At 56.8% G+C, this 22,809-nt stretch carries 23 protein-coding genes and 3 pseudogenes; 13 read left to right on the top strand and 13 right to left on the bottom strand.

Going from position 1 to position 22,809, the window contains the following annotated elements; translation table 11 throughout:
• Positions 1 to 214 precede the first annotated feature (214 nt).
• Positions 215 to 1,477, bottom strand: a complete 1,263-nt coding sequence (locus EXN22_RS13940; protein ID WP_130264611.1) for a flavohemoglobin expression-modulating QEGLA motif protein — start codon at positions 1,475 to 1,477, stop codon at positions 215 to 217.
• Between the two features lie 96 nt (positions 1,478 to 1,573).
• Here EXN22_RS13940 and EXN22_RS13945 point away from each other — a divergent pair, with 96 nt between their 5' ends.
• The 4 genes and pseudogenes from EXN22_RS13945 (at position 1,574) to EXN22_RS13960 (ending at position 4,575) form a co-directional block, all read left to right on the top strand.
• Positions 1,574 to 2,212, top strand: coding sequence for a dTMP kinase (locus tag EXN22_RS13945; protein ID WP_130264612.1), 639 nt, complete (start codon positions 1,574 to 1,576; stop codon positions 2,210 to 2,212).
• 126 nt (positions 2,213 to 2,338) lie between these two features.
• On the top strand, positions 2,339 to 2,869 hold the full coding sequence (locus EXN22_RS13950) for a glyoxalase superfamily protein (RefSeq protein ID WP_130264613.1): 531 nt from the start codon (positions 2,339 to 2,341) through the stop codon (positions 2,867 to 2,869).
• Between the two features lie 61 nt (positions 2,870 to 2,930).
• Positions 2,931 to 3,026, top strand: a pseudogene (locus tag EXN22_RS26360) (glutathione transferase); the annotation flags it as partial.
• Positions 3,027 to 3,138: 112 nt separating this feature from the next.
• A complete protein-coding gene (locus EXN22_RS13960) occupies positions 3,139 to 4,575 on the top strand; it encodes a sensor histidine kinase (protein WP_130264614.1) in 1,437 nt (478 codons plus the stop codon).
• A 64-nt stretch (positions 4,576 to 4,639) separates the two neighbouring features.
• On the opposite strand, the gene EXN22_RS13965 is transcribed toward EXN22_RS13960, so the two are convergent.
• The 10 genes and pseudogenes from EXN22_RS13965 to EXN22_RS26530 form a co-directional block, all read right to left on the bottom strand.
• Positions 4,640 to 5,998, bottom strand: coding sequence for a glutamine synthetase family protein (locus tag EXN22_RS13965; RefSeq protein ID WP_130264615.1), 1,359 nt, complete (start codon positions 5,996 to 5,998; stop codon positions 4,640 to 4,642).
• A 222-nt stretch (positions 5,999 to 6,220) separates the two neighbouring features.
• Positions 6,221 to 6,634: pseudogene (locus EXN22_RS13975) on the bottom strand (IS5 family transposase); the annotation flags it as partial.
• Positions 6,635 to 6,965: 331 nt separating this feature from the next.
• A complete protein-coding gene (locus EXN22_RS13980; protein WP_130264616.1) occupies positions 6,966 to 7,691 on the bottom strand; it encodes a phosphocholine cytidylyltransferase family protein in 726 nt (241 codons plus the stop codon).
• The gene (locus EXN22_RS13985) at positions 7,688 to 8,290 is read right to left on the bottom strand and encodes a gamma-glutamyl-gamma-aminobutyrate hydrolase family protein (protein WP_130264617.1); all 603 of its coding nucleotides are present in this window, start codon (positions 8,288 to 8,290) and stop codon (positions 7,688 to 7,690) included. Before EXN22_RS13985 ends, EXN22_RS13980 begins: the two co-directional genes overlap by 4 nt.
• Positions 8,287 to 10,647, bottom strand: coding sequence for a PEP-utilizing enzyme (locus tag EXN22_RS13990; protein ID WP_130264618.1), 2,361 nt, complete (start codon positions 10,645 to 10,647; stop codon positions 8,287 to 8,289). The genes EXN22_RS13985 and EXN22_RS13990 overlap by 4 nt, the downstream gene beginning before the upstream one ends.
• 76 nt (positions 10,648 to 10,723) lie before the next feature.
• A complete protein-coding gene (locus EXN22_RS13995; RefSeq protein ID WP_130264619.1) occupies positions 10,724 to 12,034 on the bottom strand; it encodes an ATP-grasp domain-containing protein in 1,311 nt (436 codons plus the stop codon).
• Positions 12,035 to 12,050: 16 nt separating this feature from the next.
• A complete protein-coding gene (locus EXN22_RS14000; protein ID WP_130264620.1) occupies positions 12,051 to 12,668 on the bottom strand; it encodes a CDP-alcohol phosphatidyltransferase family protein in 618 nt (205 codons plus the stop codon).
• Positions 12,669 to 12,699: 31 nt separating this feature from the next.
• Positions 12,700 to 13,893, bottom strand: a complete 1,194-nt coding sequence (locus tag EXN22_RS14005; RefSeq protein ID WP_130264621.1) for an MFS transporter — start codon at positions 13,891 to 13,893, stop codon at positions 12,700 to 12,702.
• Between the two features lie 247 nt (positions 13,894 to 14,140).
• Positions 14,141 to 14,701, bottom strand: coding sequence for a hypothetical protein (locus EXN22_RS14010; protein WP_233281625.1), 561 nt, complete (start codon positions 14,699 to 14,701; stop codon positions 14,141 to 14,143).
• 11 nt (positions 14,702 to 14,712) lie between these two features.
• Positions 14,713 to 15,120 (bottom strand): annotated as a pseudogene (locus EXN22_RS26530) (site-specific integrase); the annotation flags it as partial.
• A gap of 150 nt (positions 15,121 to 15,270) precedes the next feature.
• Here EXN22_RS26530 and EXN22_RS14020 point away from each other — a divergent pair.
• Positions 15,271 to 15,579 (top strand): response regulator, encoded by a 309-nt coding sequence (locus EXN22_RS14020; RefSeq protein WP_407691973.1) that lies wholly within the window; start codon positions 15,271 to 15,273, stop codon positions 15,577 to 15,579.
• A 149-nt stretch (positions 15,580 to 15,728) separates the two neighbouring features.
• On the opposite strand, the gene EXN22_RS14025 is transcribed toward EXN22_RS14020, so the two are convergent.
• Positions 15,729 to 16,193, bottom strand: coding sequence for a hemerythrin domain-containing protein (locus EXN22_RS14025; RefSeq protein WP_130264623.1), 465 nt, complete (start codon positions 16,191 to 16,193; stop codon positions 15,729 to 15,731).
• A 193-nt stretch (positions 16,194 to 16,386) separates the two neighbouring features.
• Here EXN22_RS14025 and EXN22_RS14030 point away from each other — a divergent pair, with 193 nt between their 5' ends.
• Positions 16,387 to 16,767, top strand: coding sequence for a termination factor Rho (locus EXN22_RS14030; protein WP_130264624.1), 381 nt, complete (start codon positions 16,387 to 16,389; stop codon positions 16,765 to 16,767).
• 179 nt (positions 16,768 to 16,946) lie between these two features.
• Here the strand turns inward: EXN22_RS14030 and EXN22_RS14035 are convergent, their stop codons facing one another.
• On the bottom strand, positions 16,947 to 17,417 hold the full coding sequence (locus tag EXN22_RS14035; RefSeq protein ID WP_130264625.1) for a low affinity iron permease family protein: 471 nt from the start codon (positions 17,415 to 17,417) through the stop codon (positions 16,947 to 16,949).
• Positions 17,418 to 17,991: 574 nt separating this feature from the next.
• On the opposite strand from EXN22_RS14035, the gene EXN22_RS14040 reads away from it, so the two are divergent.
• From EXN22_RS14040 to EXN22_RS14075, 7 genes are all read left to right on the top strand, one after another.
• Entirely contained in the window at positions 17,992 to 18,495 is a 504-nt protein-coding gene (locus EXN22_RS14040) for a CinA family protein (RefSeq protein ID WP_130264626.1), read from the top strand.
• 13 nt (positions 18,496 to 18,508) lie between these two features.
• The gene (locus tag EXN22_RS14045) at positions 18,509 to 19,018 is read left to right on the top strand and encodes a hypothetical protein (RefSeq protein ID WP_130264627.1); all 510 of its coding nucleotides are present in this window, start codon (positions 18,509 to 18,511) and stop codon (positions 19,016 to 19,018) included.
• 9 nt (positions 19,019 to 19,027) lie between these two features.
• On the top strand, positions 19,028 to 19,477 hold the full coding sequence (locus tag EXN22_RS14050; RefSeq protein WP_130264628.1) for a DUF421 domain-containing protein: 450 nt from the start codon (positions 19,028 to 19,030) through the stop codon (positions 19,475 to 19,477).
• Positions 19,478 to 19,917: 440 nt separating this feature from the next.
• A complete protein-coding gene (locus EXN22_RS14060) occupies positions 19,918 to 20,223 on the top strand; it encodes a hypothetical protein (protein WP_130264630.1) in 306 nt (101 codons plus the stop codon).
• 158 nt (positions 20,224 to 20,381) lie between these two features.
• Positions 20,382 to 21,095, top strand: a complete 714-nt coding sequence (locus EXN22_RS14065) for a DUF72 domain-containing protein (RefSeq protein ID WP_130264631.1) — start codon at positions 20,382 to 20,384, stop codon at positions 21,093 to 21,095.
• A gap of 71 nt (positions 21,096 to 21,166) precedes the next feature.
• Positions 21,167 to 21,391, top strand: coding sequence for a hypothetical protein (locus EXN22_RS14070; protein ID WP_130264632.1), 225 nt, complete (start codon positions 21,167 to 21,169; stop codon positions 21,389 to 21,391).
• A gap of 27 nt (positions 21,392 to 21,418) precedes the next feature.
• Positions 21,419 to 22,795: a cytochrome ubiquinol oxidase subunit I gene (locus EXN22_RS14075; RefSeq protein WP_130264633.1), complete on the top strand. Its 1,377-nt coding sequence runs from the start codon at positions 21,419 to 21,421 to the stop codon at positions 22,793 to 22,795.
• Positions 22,796 to 22,809: the final 14 nt, after the last annotated feature.

The raw sequence follows: 22,809 nt of genomic DNA on the forward strand, positions 1-22,809 counted from the left end.
TGCGTAGATTCAAGATCGGCTTCCCTAGGGGATCGGCGTGCCTCTGACGTTCTGGAATGCCTTGCGTATCAGCTCATCGTAGCTGTCACGCCAACCGGTTGTTGCTTGGTGTGTCCCTTTCTGGACTGAAGATTAGCGGGTCCCGTATTTTTCGCGAGGCCAGCGTAGTCTGTGGGAGCGGCCTTGCGCCGCGATGGGGCGCAAAGCGGCCCTGTTACTCATGCTCGTCTTCAAAGTCCATGAAGCGTTGCAGGTCGAGTACATCCAGTTTGATGCGGGCGATAAAGGCCGAAAATGCAAGGTTGGCGGCCAGCCGTCGCAGGTCGCTGGCCCAGGTCGGAACATAGGTCGGCCCCACCAGCCAGCCCGACTCGAACAGCGGCGCCAGGTGCAGGGTGTCGCCCAGGCTCAGGCGCCCGGCAAACAAGTGCCCCACCAGGTCCGGGCGGTTGTCGCGGATCGCCACACGCAACAGGGTGTGCACGCCGAGCAGCCCGGTCAGGTAGGCGGCGTCCTTGGTAAATGCCGACCCTCCGCGCACGTTGGCGCCGCGGAAAATCCGCTGGGTTGAGCGAAAGGACTCTTCCGGCGACTGGCCGGCGTTGATGAAGCCTTCAAACACCTGGATGAAATCGGCGCCATCGAGCGCTTGCTGCACCGCGAGCACGCGCAAGGCCAGGCGCCGCAAGCGATTGATGTCCATGCTGCCGGTGAGCAGCTCGGCCAGGGTGGCAATGCCTTCCTGCGTCTGGGTAGTGCGCGGCGCCCCCAACGCCAGGCATTTGAGGTTGGGCTGACGTGCACCGTTCTGCGCGGTGGCCACGTGTACAAAGGCTTCGTGTTGCAGCAACTGCTGCTTGTCCAGCTCGCTGAACAAGGCGCTGGCACGCAGACGAATTCGGCTGGTGCCGGCAATGGCCTTGGCGGCAAGCCCTGGGTCCAGCTTGATGGTGATCTGCCCGGCACCAAAAAAACGCTCCAGCTCCGGTTGCAGCCAGGCGGCAAACACATCAGCCGGAATCTCGGCAGGGCTGGGGGGAATACAGTTGCCACCCAACAGCGCATCGGTGGTTTTCAGAAAAAAATGGGCGGCGTCGAGCATGCTCAGCTTTTGCCGGGGGTAGTAAAAGTCCGGGCGGCGGTACAGCGCCGACGAGTAGTGGGTAAAGGCAGGGGTGCCCATGGCGCCGAGCATGCGCCCGGCAGTGGCATAGCTATGGGCGGTCCTGGCAAGAAAGCGACCGGCGGGATGGCCCTGGTCGCAATGCCCGACAAAGCTCTCCAGCGCTGCGATATCGGCGCTGTGCTCGCGCGGGCTGAACTTGACCTTGGGCAGTTGCGCCTTGCCGCTGCGCCACTGGGCCAGGAACACCTCCTCAACCCCCTCAGGCCAGGCCAGCGCATCGAGTACGCGGATCTTGCGAGTCAAACCGGGTAACGCGGCATCCAGTTCAGACAGCGACAAGGCAGTACTCATGGCATTCACCTTGAGAGTCGAGGATCCACCGTACTAGCTTAGTCCTTAGCCTGTTAGAGTGTTCATCCAAGCCGTCTGCCAACTGTAATGTGAAGAATGAAGCGTGCGCTGTTTGTTTCTCTGGATGGGCCCAAGGGGACCGGTAAAACCACACTGTTGGAGGCCGTCACCCAAGTACTGCGGGCCGGCAACAACAAGGTGATCCGGCTTTGCGAGAAAAAAAGCGATCCCTTCCGGGGCGAAACCATGGCCCTGGTCAACCAACTCGTCAGACATCCCAGCCGGGAGCTGGAGCTGGAGGTGTGCCAACGCCTGGCCGATAGCCGCACCTGGATTACCCAGCATGTGCTGCCTGAACAGCCAGCGGACAGCATCATTCTGATCGATCGCTGGTACCCGTCTGATGCCGCGTTTCGCCGGCTGGTCCCGTTCGCAGAGATTCTGCAGTTGAACATCGAGCGCAACGTGCAAGTGCCCGACCTGCATGTCGGGGTGGTGACCGCCCCTGATATTTCCTGGGCCAGGGCAGCGGCGCGCTCGCGTGGGTTGAGCAGCACGGTGATGTACAAGCTCGAAGAGCAGGTCGCCTGTACCCGGGCGTTCGAGCGTGCGGTTGCCGATCACGGCTGGGTGCTGTGCCGTAATGAAAGCACTGTCGAAGACGCCACGATGCAGGTGGTGTCGCAGATCTATGGCGCGCTTGGGCGCCAGCGCTGTACTATCGGCGCAGGCTGATACTGCCTGCCGCTCGCTCCGTCAAGGATGGGTGAAAGTATTGCTGCTCCAAACCCTTTCACATCTCTCTTGATAGTCGAGGTTTGGCAACGCGAGCACCAAAATGCTTCGACTCCAGGAGGAATCATGTCGACCATCGAGAACGCCAAGCGGATGGCCAAGCGTTTGCGCACCTCGCTAGAGGCCAGCAATCACCCGATATCCCACAGCGCAGCACTTGAAATGGTGGCGCAGCAACTGGGCTACAAGGATTGGAATACGGCTTCAGCCCTGCTGGCTCCAGAGCCGAGCAGCGCTGCCATTAAACTTGAAAAAGCCATACCGATACTGCGCATGTTCGATGAAGCCAAGGCGCGGGAATTCTATCTGGACTTTCTCGGCTTCAGTGTTGAGTTCGAGCACCGCTTCGAAGCGGATCTTCCCCTCTATCTGGGCCTTAGCCGGGACAGCGTGCAACTTCACTTGTCCGAACATCACGGCGACGCAAGCCCAGGCACCACCCTTTTTGTGCCCATGCGTAATATCGAGCAATTTCGCGACGAGCTGATTGGCAAACGCTACGGTTTTGGCCGGCCCGACATTGTCGAGCAGGACTGGGGCAAGCTGCTGGAGGTTTACGATCCTTTCGGCAATCGGATCCGCTTTTGCCAAAGCTGACATTTAATACAGCCTGATCTACATTTGGGCCGTCTATCTACCCAGGGACGGCCTTTATGCTGACGGGCATCAGCTGGAAGCGCATGTGGGTGATCTGAAATCACGGTTGGCGACCTGCCGAAGCCATCCTTACAGCGAGATGGAGTTTTTTGACTAGCTGAGCTGCGCAAACGGCGAGGTGTTGGTTCGCTTACCACTACACTGGTCATGTTCAAGCATCCCTCCAGGCAGCGGCGTCCTCGGGCTTTGCCTGAACACTTGGAGGCGCCATGCACTTGCAAGCCAGGATCGCTGACACCTGCGAACCGTTCAATTTGATGCGGCGCTTCTCGTTGACCAGCTTTGTTGTCATCAGCGCTGTCGCGGTGGGGTTGGCGTGGTTGTCGACGCGCTTTCTGGTCAATGAAAGCCTGGAGCGCGATGCGCTGCTGTCGGCACAGTTCATTCAGTCCATCGCAGTGGGTGAAATCCGCCACCACGATCTGACGGGCATGAAAATGGGCGATGTGCTTGCTGCGGCGCAGTACGGAATGCTTACGCCGGAAACAGCAGCAAACCGCCTGCGGGCACGCTCGGAATTCCTCGATCACCTGTCCAACCTCCCGGACCTGCTGCTGGCAACCATCTTTTCTGCGCAACGAGAGGTTATCTGGTCAACCAACCCACAGTTGGTCGGGCGCAAGGTCCGTGGCGACGAGGCGCTGGAGATTGCCTTCACCTCAGGCGGTCGTGTCAGTGCCAGGTACGATGAAGTCGAGCCCGGCCGCCTGGAGCAACAGTTCAGCCGGCCGCCGAAGATGTTCTTTGTCGAGAACTACATTCCGCTGCTCGATGATCAGGGCAAGGTCCTGGTGATGGTGGAAATCTACAAGGAACCGGTCGATCTGATTGAGCGCCTGGAGCGCGGACGCAGACTCATTTGGGTGGCGACGACAGTGGGTGGGCTGATCATCTACTTCGTGCTGTTCTGGATTGTCTGGCGAGCCGCGCGGCTGTTGACCGAACAACAGGACCAGTTGGTAGCGAACAAGACCTATGGCGGCCTGGTGGAAATGTCTACCGCAGTCGCCCACAGTTTGCGCAACCCATTGGCGAGTATCCGCAGCAGTGCAGAGCTTGCGCAGATGGCGCCGGATCAGCCGGCCGCTCGTAACATTACCGATATCATTGCTCAGGTCGACCGAATGTCGGGCTGGGTGCATGATCTGCTGTTATGCCTGCGTCCCTTGCGAGGCGAGGCCGAAACGCTCGACCTCGTAGCGATCACACATGAGGCCCTGAGTGGCTTCGAGGCGCAACTTCGCCAGTTGCGGATACAGGCGCAGCCGCAGATCGGCGACACGGCCATGGTCATCAGCCACAGGCTGCTGCTCGGGCAAGTCCTGAACAGCGTCCTGGCCAATGCCATCGAGGCGATGCCCGAGGGCGGAGCGCTGCGCTTGTCGCTGGAGCGCGCTGGCCGCGACGAGCTGATGTTGTTCATTGACGACACCGGCCCTGGCTTGACCCGTCAACAGGAAATCTCAGCGTTCAAGTCGTTCTACACCACCCGGCAAGGTGGCCTGGGGATCGGCCTGGTGATGGTCAGGCAGGTCATGGAGCACTTCGGCGGAGAGGCCTCGTTGCTCAATCTTGAACCGCAAGGCACCAGGGCCTGCCTGCGATTTCGCTGCCCAGCGGGGTTTGATGGAAACGTGACGGTGTAGTGGCTCGATGAGTGAGCCCTTTTCGATAACGAGTTTTTTTGCTGTGCATGGCCTGGTGGTGCGCTCAGACACTCAATTGCAGGTACTCACGTTCCCATGCACTGATCACCTGCTTGTAGTTGTTGTGTTCGGTACGCTTAACGGCGACGTAGCCTTGCACGAACCTGTGCCCGAGGTGCTCCTTGAGCACTTCGCAATCCTCCAATTGCACCAGCGCGTTCTCGAGCGTGCTCGGCAGGCGCAGACCGCGGCAGTCGTAGGCACGTCCTTGCACGGGAGCTGAGGGGTTGATCTGTTCGATCATGCCCAGATAGCCGCAGAGCAGGCTGGCGGCCAACGCCAGGTAAGGGTTGGCATCAGCGCCCGGGAGGCGGTTCTCCACGCGCGTGGCGGCCGCTGGCGCAGCTGGAACACGCAGGCCTACGGTGCGGTTCTCCTCACCCCACTCAACGTTCACCGGGGCACAGGCGTCCGGCAGGAATCGGCGGAACGAGTTCACATTGGGCGCAAGCAGGGGCATCAGCTTCGGCGTGTATTTCTGCAGGCCGCCGATGTAATGCAGCAGCCGCTCGCTCATGGCACCCTCTTTTCCGGCGAAAAGGTTCTTGCCTGTGGCCACGTCCAGTACGCTCTGGTGGATGTGCATTGCACTGCCGGCCTCGTTGGCGATCGGCTTGGCCATGAAGGTTGCGCTGAGCGCATGCTTGAGCGCGGCCTCGCGCAGGGTGCGCTTGAACACAACCAGTTGGTCAGCCAGGTTCAGGGCGTCGCCGTGACGAAAGTTGATTTCCATTTGTGCAGGGCCGCCCTCATGGATCAGCGTATCCAGGTCCAGGCCTTGGGCCTCGCACCAGTGGTAGAGGTCTTCGAACAGCGCGCTGAATTCGTTGGCCGCATCGATGGAAAAGCTTTGCCTGCCTTTTTCAGGTCGGCCTGACCGGCCTTCAGGGGGCTTGAGCGGCAGGTCCGGGTCGCTGCTGGGCTTGGTCAGGTAGAACTCCATTTCCGGCGCGACGACCGGCCTCCAGCCTTTGTCGGCGTAGAGTTTGAGCACACGCTTGAGTACGTTGCGCGGCGACAGCTCGATGGGATTGCCGCGCTTGTCGAACGTGTCGTGGATGACCATGGCGGTGGGTTCAGCGATCCATGGCATGAGGAACATGGCATTTGCCGCAGGGCGGCAGATCATGTCGACGCCTGCCTCATCGAGCAGGGCGTAGAAGACCTGGTCCTCGACGAAGTCGCCGGTCAGCGTCTGCAACAGGACGCTTTCCGGGAGTCGCATGCCACGTTCCTCGAGGAATCTGCTGGTCGAGGAAAGCTTGCCGCGGGCGATGCCGGAAAAATCGCTCACGACACATTCGACTTCGGTGATGCCTTGATACTTGAGCCGTTGCTCCAACTGCTCGGTGGGGGTGTTCATGTAGCACTCTCGAGAACGCGAAGATGTGCCAAAAAGGGTATTGGGTTGCGTATCAAGTTGCTGTCGGTTTTCTTTTGGCGAGCGTAAATTCTTGATAAAGCGTCCGAGGTCTCACTGCGCAGGGGGGGGCGAGCTGGGCCTCTACCAGTGGATGGGATCTAAAATCACTGATGAGCTATGTGGGCTGGAGGGACGTAAAATCTGCATTGCGCTATGTCGATACTAGGTTCTGTCTGAAAAAAGGTGTCGCAGACACCGCATGACGCAAGCCAGTGAGACCATCGCGCCATAACTTTTTGCGAGCTTGTCGAAGCGTGTCACGAGTCGGCGGTTCTCGTTCAGCCAACCGAACATACGCTCGATCACATTGCGTTGGCGGTACTTTGGGCGATCAAACAGGCGAGGCAATCCAGGCTTGGGTTTGCGCTTCATCGAACGCAAAGGAATAACCGGCTGCATGCGGTATCGGTCACAGAAACGCCGCAGCGCATCAGCGTCGTAGCCCTTGTCGGCCAAAAGCCAGCGGCAGCGCTTGCGAGGTCGACCGCGTTTGCTCATCGGGATGCAGACATCGTTCAGCAATGGCTGTGCGTAGCTGATATCGCTGGCTTGACCGCCAGAAAGGAGAAAGCGCAATGTTCGGTTTCTCCGAATTTCAGACAGAGCCTAGTGCTTCGTTCGGCGGTCTGGCCATCCGTGCGCCGACCTCAAAAGTCGAGTCGCTCTAAAAGCCAGTACTTTCAAGGTCTTTCCCCTTTTTTGGCTTTGAGCTCTCGGCCCGCTGGATACATGCCTGGCACGATGTGGTCGGCTTCATGTTTAATGCCACCAGTCTCGGCAATCAGCCTACTGGTTGCGCTTGCGCGCAACGCGTCATGTCTGGCGCCCCCATGAGAAACCCCACGTCGCCATGCAATGTGGGGATTTTGACTTTCTTCGAAACGTACTGGCAGTTTAAGTTGTAAACTCACAGTTGTGGATAAATCCGCTCATACAATTGCACGTCGGAAGGGCAGTCAATTTCGCCCCACGGCGCATTTGTGGGTGTCCCGCCGACCCGTACACCCGCCTCAATCAGCAAGGAAAACAGCGAGGTCATATCAACTTGTTCACGCTGCTCGATGTTCAGCCGTTCCAGTTGACCATTGAGTGCATGCCAACCCGCCGGCGTCAACTTGAACAGCCCCATGTATTGTCCCTGGATCTGCTCCAGCGTTTCGGCACGATGGCCGATTTCGCAGATCCTGCCGTTATCGATAACAAATCGCTCCATGTCATCCAGAGGTTGATCGAAGCGCTGCTGCCAGAGTTTCACCGCCTGGGGATCAAATGCCAGATCGATATCCTCGTCTTTTTGTATCAGGGCACTGACCAGTTCAGGCGAATAGAAAATATCGCCATAACTCACCACGCACGCCTGCGAGTCCAGCCATTCATGGGCCGCACTCAGCGACTGGCGAATTCCCGTTGTGCTCCACAGTGGGTTGATAAACAGCCGATCGGCATAGGGCGCGAGCATGTCGCTGCGATAACCCGCGACAATGCCGATCTCGGTAATACCTGCGGCACGCAAGGTACGAACTGTTCGCTCGATTAACGGCATGCCGTTGAACGTCACCAGTGCCTTGGGCCACTGATCAGTTAGCGCCCCCAATCGGCTGCCACGTCCAGCCGCAAGAATGATTGCCTTCATGGTGAAACTCCATAAACCTGGCGGACCAAGGAAAGGTCAGCACTGTCCCAATGTTGATTACGTTCGGGGTGCCACATCACGGCGCTATGACCTGCGCCGGGGTTGCTGACGGCTTCGATTACACCGTCCTCACTGACTGCCTCGACTTCATAGCCAGGTGGCGCGGCATAAAAGCCGTAATCGTGAAACGAGTTGACCCGACGAACCGCGCCGTGACAGTGAATGTCGTGGGCGCCTACGTGGGATGCAACGGGCTCCAGCGTTGCCCCGGCACGGCTGAGCATCACCTGCATTCCACGACAGACGCCCAGGACTGGAAGGCGATGCTGTAGAGCCCACGCCATCAGCATGGCTTCGGTTTCATCTCGCGGGTCGGCAATACCCGACAACGCCTGACAACTGCCGCCCCCGGTCAATAGCACACCCTGCGGCTGAAGCCGCGCCAGCAGGTCGCGACTGACGTGGGCATCATTGGGCATGTAAAGCGGTAGCACCCCGCAATGAGACAGAAAGGATGTCCAGCGCCCATCAATCGCATCCCTCCACTCCTCTCGCGTTGTATCGAACAGCCGAAGCATGGTGACGGCTATCAAGGTCACGACAGCACCTGGATACGCCGTTCAGCACAATCGAGAATTAACCGTGTACTCGACAGCAAACTACGAAACTTCGCCTCCCCGACGCCGATTGCAGCAGGGATGGCAAATTCCCGGGCACGGATCGACATGTGAGAGTTTTCGCCGCCGTAAGCGGTAATGAACCCCGCGATACGGTGAGTGAAAATCCAGTCGAAACCAGGGTCGGCGCTCTCGATCAGCACAATGCAGCCTTCGATGTTGCGCTTGCTGGTTTCTTCTGCCCGCAACACCGCCACTGGCGCGTTAGTCGCACTGCGGGTGATGAAGTTCGGATTGCACGTCTCGATGGCGTGGGACAGCAAATCCTGAGGCTTGCAAACAATGACCGGGGTGCGGATACCCTGAGTCGACTGCCACCGCACTCGGTTGTTGGCGATCTGGTCGCGAATCATCTCCAGCCGAACCTCTTCAAGGTTGCCGACAAAATCGTCAAGCCTTGCAAAACTCAACTCTTCGCGATTCAGCTGATGACTCTCCCCCCAACTGCCGAGCGCCTTGAGGGCTTGCGAGACGAAAGCACCGTACAAGTATTTGACCTTCTCCCGGGCGGCGACAGCGGCATCGAGAAACTTGAAAAAGTGTTCGGCCGATACGCGTAGCTGACACTCGTCGAAGGCTTGTTGCACGGCATTGCGGATTTCATGACTGATCACCCGCGGCCCCTCATCGCGATGGGCCCGTTGCAGCGGCGTATTCCAGTCGAAATAGGCGTCGGGGGTTTCATCGTATCGGGCCACGCGCAAATCGTAGGTGCCGGGACGTACATGGCCGTGCAGACGCAAAAACGCTTCTTTGTGCAGTATCCGGAAGTCGTCGGCCATCTTGCGTCCGACGGTGCATACGCCGCCGATCAGCGAATCCGTGAAACCCGCTGGAATTCGCTGCATGGTTTCCAGCGACTTGATGACCGCGGTAGCAACAAATGCCGCCCGCGCTACGCCGGAAAAAACTTCCCCTACCACCTTTGCGTCAGCCAGGGAGTGACGCAATCGCTGAAGCGGATCCTCGCTCTGCTGATGGCTGCCCAGTCTTTCGACTTTTTGTTCAATCCGGGGGAGTCGCGTCAGGTCCGAAAAAAACGGCCCATCGGCGCTGATGATGTGCTCGGTAACGCTCTTCAGTTCTGCCAGATAGAGCGCATGCTGAGCCGCGTTCAATCCGTTGAAAGCTGGAATTGACCCCGCGGGCATGGCCGCCAGTTGTGGTGTAAAGCATGTGGGAATAATCGAAAACTCAATTTTGTCGTGCAACGACTGGTGAGCTGCCAGGTGTTCACAACACTCCGTGACCACCGAGTTTACGATCGACAACGGCAGCGCCGCTGGAATGAACGACTCCACGCTGTAGGGAATGCAGATGTACGGTGAACCACTGAACTGATACATCAATGGTTTGTTGCGCATGTCGCGGTAGCCGTAGCGGAACCGCGCCGACGCCCAATTCACATCGGTGATCAGCTCCTTGTAAAGCGAGTACGCCAGCGGTCGCGGCTTGACGCCAATCATCTCGGCTGGATTCCAGTCCGGCATCAGCCCCAAAAAGGCATTGAAGCTGTGCTCGGGCTCCCGCGTCTTTCTGTCCATCCCTTCAAGCAGCACCACCTCCGAATCCAGGACCGAACGCAACGCTAGGTCCGAGTGCGGGTCGATGTACTCCACGCCTTGTCCCGTCATCGGCCGAACCTGAAACAGCAGCGGCCCGCCTTCGGTGATCGCGAACTCGATATCCAGCGCGTCGCGCTCAGTGAGTTGCTCGACTTCGGCCAGCAGGGCGAACAACCCCTTAAGCTCCACCGGTTCTGAACTGCACTGGGATTTGAGAGCCACAAACGAGTGAACAGTACCGGTGCCGGCGGTGACGCCATCCGTTTCGTGCCCTGGCACATAATCGACCACGTAGTAAGGCAGGCCGGTTTCTGGATCACGAGTCATCGCTACACCTGACGCCAGCACCCCAGTTGCCATGCTCTGGATCAGCACTTCATCGAAATCGCTGGCTTGCCCGTAGGAGCAGATCACCTGTTCAATGGCCTGATTCAATGCCACTGCCCCGCGCACATTACCGACCGAATCGTACATGCCGGCTCCCGAGGTGCCATCCTGATCCTCGGACAGACTGCTGGAGCGCACGATCAATGAATGATCACCGAAGCGCTTTACACAATAATCCAGAATGGCCTGTGGCTTACTGCGCCAGTTCCTGACCGTGAACCGATGTAATGGCAGCACGCGGCCAGTTTTCAGAAACGGGGCAAGGCTTTCCAGTGTCCCGGCTTTACCGGAAAACTCGAAAGGACCGGCTAAAGTCATCGACTGCATGTCGTCTTCCATTGATAGAGGTAAATACATTTCATTGTGGGCAGCAATGACCACCAGAAATCGGTATGACAATGATTTACGCCAGTTCAGGACCGGTGTATTTCGCCAGTTCGTTGCCGTACAGCAAGGACAGTTCAGCCAGAAAACTGTTGCCCTTTTTCGCGGCAGCGTAGGGGCAGCTGTCGAGCACAATGACATGGCCGATGGTTCCGATATTGCCGGTGTAGACGCTCACCTGCTGACCGGGGACGACATGGGCAGTACAGAACTCGATCTCGTACTTATTCAGCAGCGGTTGCAGCGTTCGAGGGTCGTAGCTATCGGCAATCCGTCCGCCATGTCGCGAGGCGATCGTGACCACGGTGCCCGCGGTTTCAATCAGCGAATCGTCAATCTTGATGATCTCCCCCAAGTGCAGACGGATCAGCATTTCGAATGGATCAATACCGGTCAGCATCCGATACATCTGCGGTGCTACACTGCCCATCATGCGGGCATTGATCTCTACCAGGCACGGGCCGTTTTCGTCACGGAGCAATTCGACGTGATACAGGCCTATGTCCAGTTTCAAGGCAGTGAATACCTGCTGGATGTAGGCCTTTATTTCATCGCGCGCTGCCGTGTTCAGACCCGATGGCATGGTTGCCGTCATCTCAAGAATTTCGTTGTAGTCGGCGCGGAAACGAATGGTGGTAACGTAGCACGACACTACCCCGTCCTGAACGATGACTTCAGCAGAGTGCAGCGTACCCTTCACGTATTGCTCGACCAGGTATTCGCGGCTGACCAGGGCATCTATCATCGGATTGGAATCAGTACGGGCCTGACGGATATTTTCGACGAATGCGTCGAAATCCTGTTGGGTAAAACAGATCGCCGAAAACTGTTTGGAAAAACCACGTGTGGGTTTGACCACAAACGGCAACGCCAACCGAGGCGCGATGCCTTCGGCCAGTTGGCTTTCGGTCAAGACCTGGAAGTCGGGAGAACGCACGTTGTTGGCGCGCAAGGTTTCACGCAGACGACTCTTGTAAACAGCGCCGCAAAGGTTTTCATGGCTAGGGTAACGCGTACCGAGCAGCTCGGCTTCCCGGGCCACGGCAACAATCGCCGCCTCGGACGTAGAGATCAGCGCATCAATTTTTCGAGTGTCGTTGAGCTTTGCCAGCAGATTGTGAAACTCGTCCCCCTCAAGCGAATCGACGCGAATGTATTCGTCGACGTGTTTAAGGTACGGCTCGATTTTCGAGTGATCCCCCTTGACTGATATTGTCAGAAACGACGTATCGCGCTGGTGAATAAATGTCACATGACAACCCAGGCGCTTGGCAGCTTCAAAGGCGAGCAGGCCACTGACCGTGCTGTCGACCAAAACGACATGTTTCATGAAGCGCTCCGTATAGTTATGCGTGATAGAGGAGAAAACTGCAGAGGGAAAAGACAATCGCAATGAAGGCCACCGTGGGAACGGCCTTGAATTTCGGCAATTTCAGGTTCGTGACCTGAAGCACGGCAATGAGGAACATCAGCATCAGCACGTCATGAGCGCCGACCCTGCCCGCCGCCACTGACTGGAAAGCTAGCGCGAACAGCAAACCGGAATAGGTCGTCGGCAAACCGCGATAACCCACCGGGGCGTCGGGGTCATTGATGGCGAAAACAGCTAGGCGCAGTACACCGGACAGCACCAGGACAGAACCCGCCAGTACAGCCAGAGATGAAGGGAGCAGCAGGATCAGGACAAGTGCTGGCGCGACACTGAAATTCAGCAGGTCGGCAAAACTGTCCAGATGCTTGCCAAACGCGCGCCGTGGCGCGTCGCCGGCCAACCAGGTTCTCGCAATGTGTCCATCGACGAAGTCTAGTATCGCCGCCAAACAAATAACACTAGCCGCCCAAGACAAGCGTCCCTGATGCGCCACGACTACCGCCGCAAAAGACAACAGAATGTTTAATGCTGTTACCCCATTAGCCAGATCAAAAAAACGAACGAACGGAAATATCGGCGCTTTCTGGCGCATATCTCATGACCTTGTAACGTTGGAAAACCTATTAGATAACTTGTTCAGCAGGTTTAAAACTGAACGAGAGCAGTAGAGTAGCCGCCAAATAACACACGGCAAAAATAACGCTAGTCCATAGCAACCCAATGTGCTCGACCAATAATGAACCGAAGAATATCGTTATAATCATCCCAGCATAAACACCCGCATATTGTACTGACGCAACCAGCGGCATGGCATTGGCCGGTGTTGCCAGCACGACATCGGATTGCAACTTGAAAAATGCCAATTCAAAGAAAAAGATATAGAAAAAGTAAGCGCCATAGCTAGAGGCCAAGCCTCCACCATAGGCGGCCACCATCATGAACAGTGCGCTGGCGGCAGCCATGGAAAGGGGCGCCAGTCTGTGGCCACGCTTGTTCAGCTTGTAGTAAAGGATCGCGCCTACCAGGGCGGCCACGCTGTTGACCGCTTGCAGCAGACCCACATAGCCCTCCGACAAGCCCAGGACATGGGCCGGCAGAATAATCCGCGACACGTTGAAGAAACCCTGATAAACGCTGACGAAAATAATGAAGCTCCAGAAACTGCGGCGCAGTTGCGGGCTGGTTCTCATGAAATTCGTAAATGTTTTGATCAGCGCCGCAGACTGGGGGGTGGTGGCGGTAGTCGGGCGTTCCGCGCGGGGCAACAGAAAGGCGGCGAAGCAGGCTATGGAGAACAACACGGCAGTGATTGCCAACGCGTGCCAAGGCATCATATCACCCTTGACCAGTGCCATTGTAGCACCGGCGATGCCACCGGCAATGAATTGTGCCATCAGGGTCAGCGGAACGGTGGATTCGACATTTGCTGAATTGAAATAGCATTTGATGGCAACGATTCGGCCCACCCGCTGCAACGCGTCCAGTGTGCCAATGGCGATACCGCCAAGGATCGCAATCAATGCAACAGTCGGCAGTAACGAATAAACCAACACCGCCACCAACAACGCCAAGGCATTGGATAAAATCAATAACGTACGCGGAGAGATCCGATCGGACAGCCTATAAATCTGCCCGACAAACAATACGGGTAATACCATGGGTGAAAACAGCACGATCTGCGAATAAAGCAGACTGCCGGTTTCCTTGTAAGTGTAATAAGACAGGTAGATATAACTTAGCGTTGACGCACAGATGGCACACAGATTTACGATCCAAATAAGAACCGTAAGACCCTTCAACGAACATGTAGTACGCATGTGATTCCTAACCTACAAAATCTCCTACCAACGACAGACACGCTATCTTAGTAAAAATAAGATCACAATGGCTTGTAACAAAACCTCATGAATTTCTGAATCGCTCACTTTTTCTGCACTGTTTTGGGGCGAGCTTGCTATTCGCGTAAACCTCGTTAGGTGGAAAATGCATCTATCGAGGAGGTTTTTATGGTCAACAAACGTAGGACATTCGACGAAGGCTTCAAGCTGCAAGTGGTGAAGATGATCACGGACCAGGGGCTAACCGTTCATCGAGTTCCAAGCCCGACTGAGAGAGAAAAATTCGAGAGTAGGGAGATGAACGTTCGGTTTTAAAGTCCTTAATATTTAGATAAATGCCGTTATCAAAACCGATGATTCCTCTATCCAGTGCCCAGCGATAAAGCGTGCGAAAGACGACTACGTACTCTCTTGGACTGCTCCAACTGCAGAATGCGCTAATAATTTCGTCGGCTGCCCAAGTGAATTTCAAGGAAATGTCACTTTCTGAAATCCGATGGAGCATCCTGGCGGCCCTATATGCAGTTGAAGGGGAGTATTTTTCTAACATGTAGACCATAAATGCTTTGGCTATTTCGAAAAACTCCGAGCTCAACTTTAGACTAGGCCAATCAATACTCATTCCCATGCCGCCGCCGTACCACGTCCAGACGTTCAATCGGGTATCGACATACCTTGGCTGGTCATTAGTGCGAGTTCGAATCGCAACCAGAGCCGGACCCTCGAACACGTAGGCCGAGAGAGAGGAGGAGGGTGATGCCTGTTCGTGATCGGCTGATTTAGTCACGACGAGCCTCCTTAACTGTCAAGCCGGCCCCACGCTGCCGAGGCACGCTGCGCATTATGGCGGTTGGCTGACTCGGCTAGATAACGACTTGCATAACGACGTGGCATCGCCGAAGTCTCAGCCCAACCGCAGACTCGCCGGAGTTCGTCCGTGGCGCGCTCCAGGTCGTGCCCACGCTGCTCGACCAGGTAAGCCAAGAAGCGGTCGGCAAAAGTGTGGCGAAAGTCATGCGCAGAAAAAGTAGTCAACAACCCCGGATGTGCCAGTTCAATGGTCAGAAACAGCCTATCTAGGACGTTAGACAATGCGCGAATCGACAGCGGGCGGCCTCTGTCAGAGATGAACAGATAGCGGTACGGCAATTTCGTCGGTTTGCCGTCACGTAGAGGGCGCCGTTTGCTCTGGATATAGTGCTCAATTTCAGTGTAACCCTGCCACTCTCTGAAAAAAGCCTGAACGAACAGGATGAGGACGAGCAGGGCGAGCCCCAGGGTCGCTTGAAGGGGCTGAAGGTGTTGCTGGTCGACGACTCCCCCGAGGTCCTCGACGTAATGCGCATGCTACTGGAAATGGAGGACGCCCTGGTCAAGAGCTATAGCGATCCGACGCAGGCGCTGGAAAAATCCCTTCAAGAGCGATTCGACGTCATCCTGACGGATATCGGAATGCCCGTCATGAATGGCCATGAACTGATCAGCTCCCTGCGCCAGGGCAAGGTGCACAAATACACCCCGGCGATCGCCTTGAGTGGTTATGGCGTGAATTCGGATCCACATAAAGGCAACGACATGCAGTTCGATAGGCATCTGATGAAGCCTGTGCAGTACGACGAGCTGGTTGGCACAATCGAGGCGCTGTGCAAGGATGTATTGTCCTAAGCAGGCCGCCTTGCTTTACACCATGGGCGAGGCGAGCGCGGCGGCGGAGTCGGGACGAATATAGCCAGTGCAAATCCAGGCTTTCTTGGCATCGACGGAAATGACAGGCTATTATTCCTTGCCTGGCAGTGAACCCGCGCGGGTGGCTTTCAAGCTGCGTGCTGATCGCCCTTGAGAATTTTTTTCTGTGTCTGCATGGTGTTGCCCATTTCTTCGAGGATCAATTTGCCGAGCAGCTTTCTGGCGGTTGGGAACAGCTCGTTTTCCTCTTCCTCGATATGATGTTCGAGGAGCTCCTTCATCACTTTCACCCGGCCGGCGAACTCCGTAGTACCGGTTTCGGTATGCAGCAGATCGGGCAGCACTAGCGAATCGACGGTACGGTGTTCTTCCTTGGCTTCATAGTACATTTTCGCTTCTTCCTTGCCACCGGCCTGTTTGATGGCCGGATAGAGTATCTCTTCCTCCAGTGCCGTGTGGATCTGTAACTCCTGCTCGATGCGCTGCAGCAGTTCGGCCCGCTTCTTCACGGCGCGCTCGGTGGTGGCGGACAGTTCCTCCAGCAGTTTCTTTACCACCCTGTGGTCTTGGAGCAGCAGGTCGATAGCATTCATGGCGATACCTAATTGAAGGCAGTTAATGGTTCGATTTCCTTAACATGGAGTCGCCCGTCGCCCGAAGGGTTCAATGGCGACGATGGACGGATCCACCCACAAGGCGCCAGTTTGACCATTGGTCCAGTCAATCGCACTTTTACGATCAAATGGGTTTCAACCGTTCAACAAACACCCTTCAGGAGTGAACGCGATGGCCCGCGGAGACAAAGATAAATACACCGAAAAACAGAAGCGTAAGGCCGAGCACATCGAGCAAAATTATGAGAACAAGGGGGTTTCCAAGGACGAAGCCGAGTCTCGCGCCTGGGCTACTGTCAACAAGCAGTCAGGCGGTGGCGACAAGCCGGGTGGGTCGGGCAGCAAGACTCCTTCGAACGAGAAGAAGACGGCACGTTCAGATTCGGCCAAGCGCGCCGTGAAAACGCGTCAGGGCCATTCGCGCGCTTCAAGCTCGTCACTGGCAACGCAAACCAAGCAAAGCCTGTTGAAAGAAGCGCGAAGCAAGAATATCAAAGGCCGCTCCAGCATGACCAAGGCACAACTGATTGAGGCGCTGGGCAAAAGAGGGTAAGTCAGCGGTGCGTTCTTCCCTTTCTACGCGCTGCCCTGTGGCTCGACAACGGACACCGGCTTTCCGGTTCCGGTAGTAGAGGAGGCAGCATCTTGAGCCCGATGAAAGAGCGTCATTCAACAGTAATTTGCCAACAGGCGGGAAAGCTACTGTTCGTGCGCAAAGAGAAGCCCGAATGCTTATGGTTTTTTCGTTTCCTCATTTGGGCACGGCGCAGGCATGGATGGGATAGGATCGTCGATAATCAGTTTTTTAGTAATCAATGCATCGCCACCTTCTTCTGCCACGGTGGGTTCCTGATATTGCGCTTCCCCGAGGATGCGATATTTTTTGCGCAGCACGTGCAGGTCTTTGGTATCGAGGTCCTCTAAGCAGAGAGCCACATTCTTGGCGTCCTTGGTAGCCCTGATTAATTCATCGAGCTTAAGGTGCAATATGTCGTTGTCACGATTTTGCGTATTTTGAATAAGAAATACCATTAGGAATGTGATGATGGTTGTGGAGGTATTGATGATTAACTGCCAGGTATCGTTATAATGAAAGTATGGCCCCGTTATCGCCCATGCGACAATCAAGCCTAGCGCAACCAGGAATGTTTTTGAACTGCCCGCTCTGTTGGAAAGTGCTTGGCAAAATTTGGAGAATTTCATTTGTCGGTCTCCGGCTCAGGCAGCGGTGGAAAGACAACGCTCCGGCCACTGAAATGGCCCATTTATTTTCAAGGGCTCAGTTGCAGGGAGATTCAAAAAACTCACTACTATTGATCAGTTTTAAATGTTTGATTGCCTCTGTAAATCGTTGTTCTGCTTTGCCTTTGAGCGTTTGGTATTCAATGAATATTTCAGCGTCTAATGAGTCAGTGTCGAGCAACGTGTAGGCGTCAAGTAGTATTTGATGTGCTTGTTCAAATAACCGCTGGTTCTGTATAAGGGCAAATTCTTTGCAGGCCTTTTTTTGTAAGGGGGCGGGTTGCGTATCATGCTACGTCACCTTTTTCAAGTGGCACTGAAATATTTGACTGCCGACACGCGGGTCGAGTGCTAGCAGGAAGTCATCAAAGATATGATCTTTTGGGAAGTGTTATTGGCTGATTGCTTCGGATTATTCGATGCTTTTCAGTGGGTGGTCGGGGAACGCTCAAAAAGTTGAACCCTGTGCAAAGGGTGTTGCCCACCCTATATCAAATAGGCGCGTCCACCGCATATCCCGCACAGGATGCCTGCCATGAACCCAGACTCCGTTGATGCTGTGTTGGAATACCTCAAGACGCACAAGCTGACATTGACCACGGCTGAGTCGTGTACGGCAGGTCGAATGGCTGCCATGCTGTCGGAAAAGTCCGGTACAGGTGAGGTGTTTGAAAGCGGCTATGTGGTGTACTCGCCGGCGGCGAAGCAGCGCATTCTGGGTGTGCAGGCGCTTACCATCGAAGCCTTTGGGCTGACGAGTGAAGAGGTGGCGCGAGAAATGGCACTCGGCGCCTTGAGCGACAGTCCGGTCAAGGTTTGCATTGCCACTACCGGTGTCGCCGGCCCAGCTGCAGAAGACGATATTCCACCGGGTACCGTGTGCTTCGCCTGGGCGTTCGCCGACCGACCAATCGCTGTGTTTACCCATACTCGTCGCTTTTGCGGTGATCGCCAGGCCGTTATCCAACAGGCTGCGCTCTACGGCCTGGAGCAGCTTGCGCAATGTCATCAGTGCTGGCTGCGGGGTGAACGGGGCTGAAGGAGGGATTGGCATGTCACCCGCAGACGAACAACCTGCACGCCAGCATCCTGTCCAGGAGGACATGCGCTCGCAGTGTCGCGTTTGGCGTTTTGAGCGAATCGGCTGGTATGTGTTGCTGGGGATTGTCGTGCTCACGCTGGCGGGATTGTTTGGTAACGGTCCGCTCAGTCAGCGCAGTGCTGGCAGCATGGATGGGCGAATCACCTGCGAGTACCAGGCATTCACGCGATCAGGGTCGACGAGCTCGATGCTCATCCGTGCTCAGGGTGAGCCGAACAGCCAGGTTGCGTTGCTGCTCGAGGGTTCATTGTTTCGTGATCTGAATATCGAGTCACTGCAGCCTCAGCCTTTTTTGTCCCTGTCTCATGGCCCGACGTTTCTTCTGCACCTGGGCACAGATAAGGAAGGTATCGCGACGCTGCATGTCCTCTTGGCCAATGACGGCGTCGGCTCCTACGATGGCCGTGTGTCGCTGGCTTCGGGAAGCATCGTTCGTCTATCCACCTTCGTCTATCCGTAGGAGTTGGCCATGGATTCCGTCCTGCGCGCTGTGGCTATCTACGTTACGTTAATGGTGCTTTTCCGAATCGCCGGGCGGCGGTCACTTTCCGACCTGACCACCTTTGATTTTGTGCTCTTACTCATCATTGGCGAGGCCACCCAGCAAGCCCTGCTTGGAGAAGACTTTTCCTTCACCAATGCCGTGCTGGTGATCGCCACCCTGATCGTTCTTGATGTCGGCCTGTCTTTGGCCAAACTGAACTCGCCCAAGGTCGCCCGTTTTCTCGATGGCCACGCCACGGTCGTCGTCGAGAACGGCAAGTTCCTGCACTGGCGAATGCGTCACTGCCGCTTGACCGAGGACGACATCCTCGAGGCGGCCCGTGCCAATCAGGGAGTAGAAGACGTCACGCAGATCAAATATGCGCTTGTCGAGCGCAATGGCAAGATTTCCATCATTTGCCAGGATTCCCCCTAGCTGCAGCCGTTCATCTGCCCGCAAGCACCTTTCGACTGCAGACGCTTCGAATCAATAAGTCCCGGAAAAACCGGGCCTGCTGGCGAGGTGAATATGTCCACTGACTCGAGCTTCCAAGATCAACCCTCATCCTCTGTTCCAACCCGGCCCGAACCAGGATCCGATGAGCCGACGCTGGATCCAGACGATCCCAACAAATACGACCCGTTGAAAAGCCCCGACAGCGACCGCCCGCAAGACTGGGACGATCCCGCTGAACGGGTTACCCCTGAGGCGGATGAGCAGACACCGCTTTCTGATGACAGACGGTGAAGCCACGAGCCCGGCCGCCACGCTGGGCTTCTTTTAACGGCCCCCATTCGTCCGCTACGCGGCACTCTGCGCATGCATGGCGCCTCTGAGCTTTAAGCGTGATTGTTCCGCGCAACAGGAGAACCAGCATGGAAACTGAAAAACAAGCATCTGGTAATAAGCCGCAGCAGGGGATCGCCCGCACAGACAATCAAGCCGGTCATACCCCCGGCGCAGAGGAAACCCAGATCCCTCTCACGCCAGATGATGAGACACCTGTTGAGGAAGAACTCTCTGACGTAGAAGCCAACAATTCGGTATCACGCGAGCATCCTGCGCCAGGGAGTAGCAGCCACGTCGATTCCCTGGGTGGCGCCGCACCGAGCAATGATCAGGCAGGCCTTGAAAAGGAGCCTCGCAACATGCCTGCAAGCGATCCTGAGGCAGGAGCCTAAAATATTTTCGCCTCCCAAGCCGAGTTGAGTGCGGCCACAAGGAAGGTACTCACCTATGAGGACATTCATCATGAAGAATTTATCATTGCGCACGGACGTGGCCGCCGCAGTACGTCTCGGCACAACGCCGATACCTCGCTGAACCGAGGGTTGTCAGAATGATTCATCTCGGTTGCGCCGGCTGGAACTTGTCACGCCTTCACGCCGATGAGTTTTCCCCCTGTGGTAGCCAGTTACAGCGCTACGCGGCACACTTGAACGCGGTGGAGATCAACAGCACTTTCTACCGTTCTCACCGCCCTCAAACCTATGCCCGTTGGGCTGCCTCGGTGCCTGGACAGTTTCGCTTTTCGGTCAAGGTGCCCAAGGTCATCACCCACGAACAGCGGCTCGACGCCTGCGAGGGATTGCTCGATAGATTTCTCGATGAATGCGCGCACTTGGGCGATCGTCTTGGTTGTCTCCTGCTGCAGTTGCCGCCGTCACTGGAGTACGACGCTGCGGTCGCTCATCGATTCTTTGCCTACCTGCGTGAGCGCTATGCAGGGTGGGTAACGGTCGAGCCGCGGCATAGGTCATGGTCAACGGCGCACGCGTTGCTCATCGATTTCCAGGTTGCTCAAGTAGCTGCCAGCCCGTCGCGCTTTGCCGCGGATGCTCAACCGGGAGGCTGGCCAGGGCTGGTGTACTGGCGTTTGCATGGGGAGCCGCAGATCTACCACAGCGCCTATGGCCGCGAGTACTTGCATGGCTTGGCCGCACGGTTGCAGACCAGCGCCGATTGCAATGTGCCGGTCTGGTGCATCTTCGATAACACCGCTCGCGGCGCGGCGTTGGGTAATGCACTGGCGACCCTGGGTGAAATGCGCTGAAGCAAACGGATTAAACTTTCCGCTGTGGCCGGGCTCTTCTGAATACAGCCCTCTGCTACGGAAGAACCCCCATGAAGCATTCTCAAGCGAAACCCGCCGACAAGACCCCACGACCCATTTCTTCCGAGCAGGCGCAGCAGGGCAAGCCCGCACCTGATCCGGTGCTCGAGCAGCCGGACCCGGATACCGAGGCGGTGGACAAGGTGATCACCCCGACATCGATCAAGCAGCAGGAGGACCAGGCGCGCGCGATCGAGCGGCGTTTGCATGACGTCGACGAAAAAGCCCGTCGTTGAAGGTAGGGATGCCGGCGAGCGAGTACCTTGACTGAATATGGCGATGCCGCCACGGCGCTGCTGGCTGCCCGGGCTCAATTCGCCATCACCATCAGTTTTCATATTGTCCTGGCGGCGTTCAGCATTGGCCTGGCGCAGTGGCTGATGGCCTTGGAAGCGCTGTGGCTGTGGCGCCGTCAGGCCGTGCTGATGACCCTGTATCGCTATTGGCTGAAGGTCTTCGCCTTGACCGTTGCGGTCGGCGCCGCTTCTGGTTTGATCATGGAATACCAGTTCGGGCTCAACTGGTCAGGGCTTTCGCTGGCAGCGGGCGAGATCATCGGCCCTTTGATGCTCTACGAAGTGCTGGTGGCGTTTTTCCTGGAGGCAGGCTTTCTCGGGGTGATGCTGTTCGGCTTGAAAAAGGTCGGGCCCAGGCTGCATTTTTTCGCGACTTGTGCGGTGGCGGTGGGGGCGTTGTTCAGCGCGTTCTGGATCATCAGCGCCAACTCCTGGATGCACACGCCTGCCGGCTATGCCATCGATGGCCAGGGGCGCTTCGTGGCCCAGGACTGGTGGGCGATCGTGTTCAATCCATCGTTTCCTTATCGCCTTTCGCACATGCTCCTGGCAGCCTTGCTCGGCACTGCGACGCTGGTGGCGGGGGTAGGGGGCTGGCAATTGCTGCGCGTACCGGGCAACCCGCGCGCGTGGCTGCAGTATTCGATGGCACTGTGGGCTATCGCTGTATTGGCGCCGCTGCAGATCGTCGTCGGTGACTTGCATGGCCAGCACACGCTGCAGGTGCAGCCGATCAAAGTAGCAGCCATCGAAGGCTCGTGGCAGCGCCCGCCGCCGGGCGCAGGGGAGCCCTTGCGGCTATTCGCCGTGCCGGACATGGCACAACAGCGCAACCATCTTGAACTGGCCATCCCGCGTGTGGGGTCGTTGTACCTGACCCACGACCTGAGCGGTACCATACCGGCCCTCAATGAATTTCCCGCGCAAGATTTGCCGCCGGTGCCGTTGGTGTTCTACGCCTTTCGCATCATGGTCGGCCTGGGCCTGGTGATGCTGGCGCAAGGTATCGCCGGCCTGGTGCTGCGTTGGCGTGGACGTTTGCTGCAGGCCCAGTGGTTGCAACGCGCAAGCCTGGTACTGGCACCCGCGGGCTTCGTCGCCATGCTCAGTGGCTGGGTGGTGACCGAAGTGGGGCGTCAGCCCTTCACCGTTTACGGCCTGCTGCGCACGGCCGACAGCGCATCGCCGGTGGCGGCGCAAACGGTGATAGCCAGCACTGTGGGCATCCTGCTGTTCTATATGTTGATATTCAGCCTGGGGCTGTGGCTGCTGTTGCGACTGTTGCGTGAACCGCCGGGGGAAGAAGAACGCGGCCCGCAGCCCGAACTTGGCGGGGGGCGCTAAGCATGCTCGGCGTC

The sequence above is a fragment of the Pseudomonas tructae genome (assembly GCF_004214895.1).
GTDB lineage: Bacteria > Pseudomonadota > Gammaproteobacteria > Pseudomonadales > Pseudomonadaceae > Aquipseudomonas > Aquipseudomonas tructae.

Bases quoted from the DNA above. Each gene is read 5' to 3' on its own strand.
- EXN22_RS13940 (WP_130264611.1), bottom strand. From the start codon at position 1,477: ATGAGTACTGCCTTGTCGCTGTCTGAACTGGATGCCGCGTTACCCGGT.
- EXN22_RS13945 (WP_130264612.1), top strand. From the start codon at position 1,574: ATGAAGCGTGCGCTGTTTGTTTCTCTGGATGGGCCCAAGGGGACCGGT.
- EXN22_RS13950 (WP_130264613.1), top strand. From the start codon at position 2,339: ATGTCGACCATCGAGAACGCCAAGCGGATGGCCAAGCGTTTGCGCACC.
- EXN22_RS13960 (WP_130264614.1), top strand. From the start codon at position 3,139: ATGCACTTGCAAGCCAGGATCGCTGACACCTGCGAACCGTTCAATTTG.
- EXN22_RS13965 (WP_130264615.1), bottom strand. From the start codon at position 5,998: ATGAACACCCCCACCGAGCAGTTGGAGCAACGGCTCAAGTATCAAGGC.
- EXN22_RS13980 (WP_130264616.1), bottom strand. From the start codon at position 7,691: ATGAAGGCAATCATTCTTGCGGCTGGACGTGGCAGCCGATTGGGGGCG.
- EXN22_RS13990 (WP_130264618.1), bottom strand. From the start codon at position 10,647: ATGCAGTCGATGACTTTAGCCGGTCCTTTCGAGTTTTCCGGTAAAGCC.
- EXN22_RS13995 (WP_130264619.1), bottom strand. From the start codon at position 12,034: ATGAAACATGTCGTTTTGGTCGACAGCACGGTCAGTGGCCTGCTCGCC.
- EXN22_RS14000 (WP_130264620.1), bottom strand. From the start codon at position 12,668: ATGCGCCAGAAAGCGCCGATATTTCCGTTCGTTCGTTTTTTTGATCTG.
- EXN22_RS14005 (WP_130264621.1), bottom strand. From the start codon at position 13,893: ATGCGTACTACATGTTCGTTGAAGGGTCTTACGGTTCTTATTTGGATC.
- EXN22_RS14020 (WP_407691973.1), top strand. From the start codon at position 15,271: ATGGAGGACGCCCTGGTCAAGAGCTATAGCGATCCGACGCAGGCGCTG.
- EXN22_RS14025 (WP_130264623.1), bottom strand. From the start codon at position 16,193: ATGAATGCTATCGACCTGCTGCTCCAAGACCACAGGGTGGTAAAGAAA.
- EXN22_RS14030 (WP_130264624.1), top strand. From the start codon at position 16,387: ATGGCCCGCGGAGACAAAGATAAATACACCGAAAAACAGAAGCGTAAG.
- EXN22_RS14035 (WP_130264625.1), bottom strand. From the start codon at position 17,417: ATGAAATTCTCCAAATTTTGCCAAGCACTTTCCAACAGAGCGGGCAGT.
- EXN22_RS14040 (WP_130264626.1), top strand. From the start codon at position 17,992: ATGAACCCAGACTCCGTTGATGCTGTGTTGGAATACCTCAAGACGCAC.
- EXN22_RS14045 (WP_130264627.1), top strand. From the start codon at position 18,509: ATGTCACCCGCAGACGAACAACCTGCACGCCAGCATCCTGTCCAGGAG.
- EXN22_RS14050 (WP_130264628.1), top strand. From the start codon at position 19,028: ATGGATTCCGTCCTGCGCGCTGTGGCTATCTACGTTACGTTAATGGTG.
- EXN22_RS14060 (WP_130264630.1), top strand. From the start codon at position 19,918: ATGGAAACTGAAAAACAAGCATCTGGTAATAAGCCGCAGCAGGGGATC.
- EXN22_RS14065 (WP_130264631.1), top strand. From the start codon at position 20,382: ATGATTCATCTCGGTTGCGCCGGCTGGAACTTGTCACGCCTTCACGCC.
- EXN22_RS14070 (WP_130264632.1), top strand. From the start codon at position 21,167: ATGAAGCATTCTCAAGCGAAACCCGCCGACAAGACCCCACGACCCATT.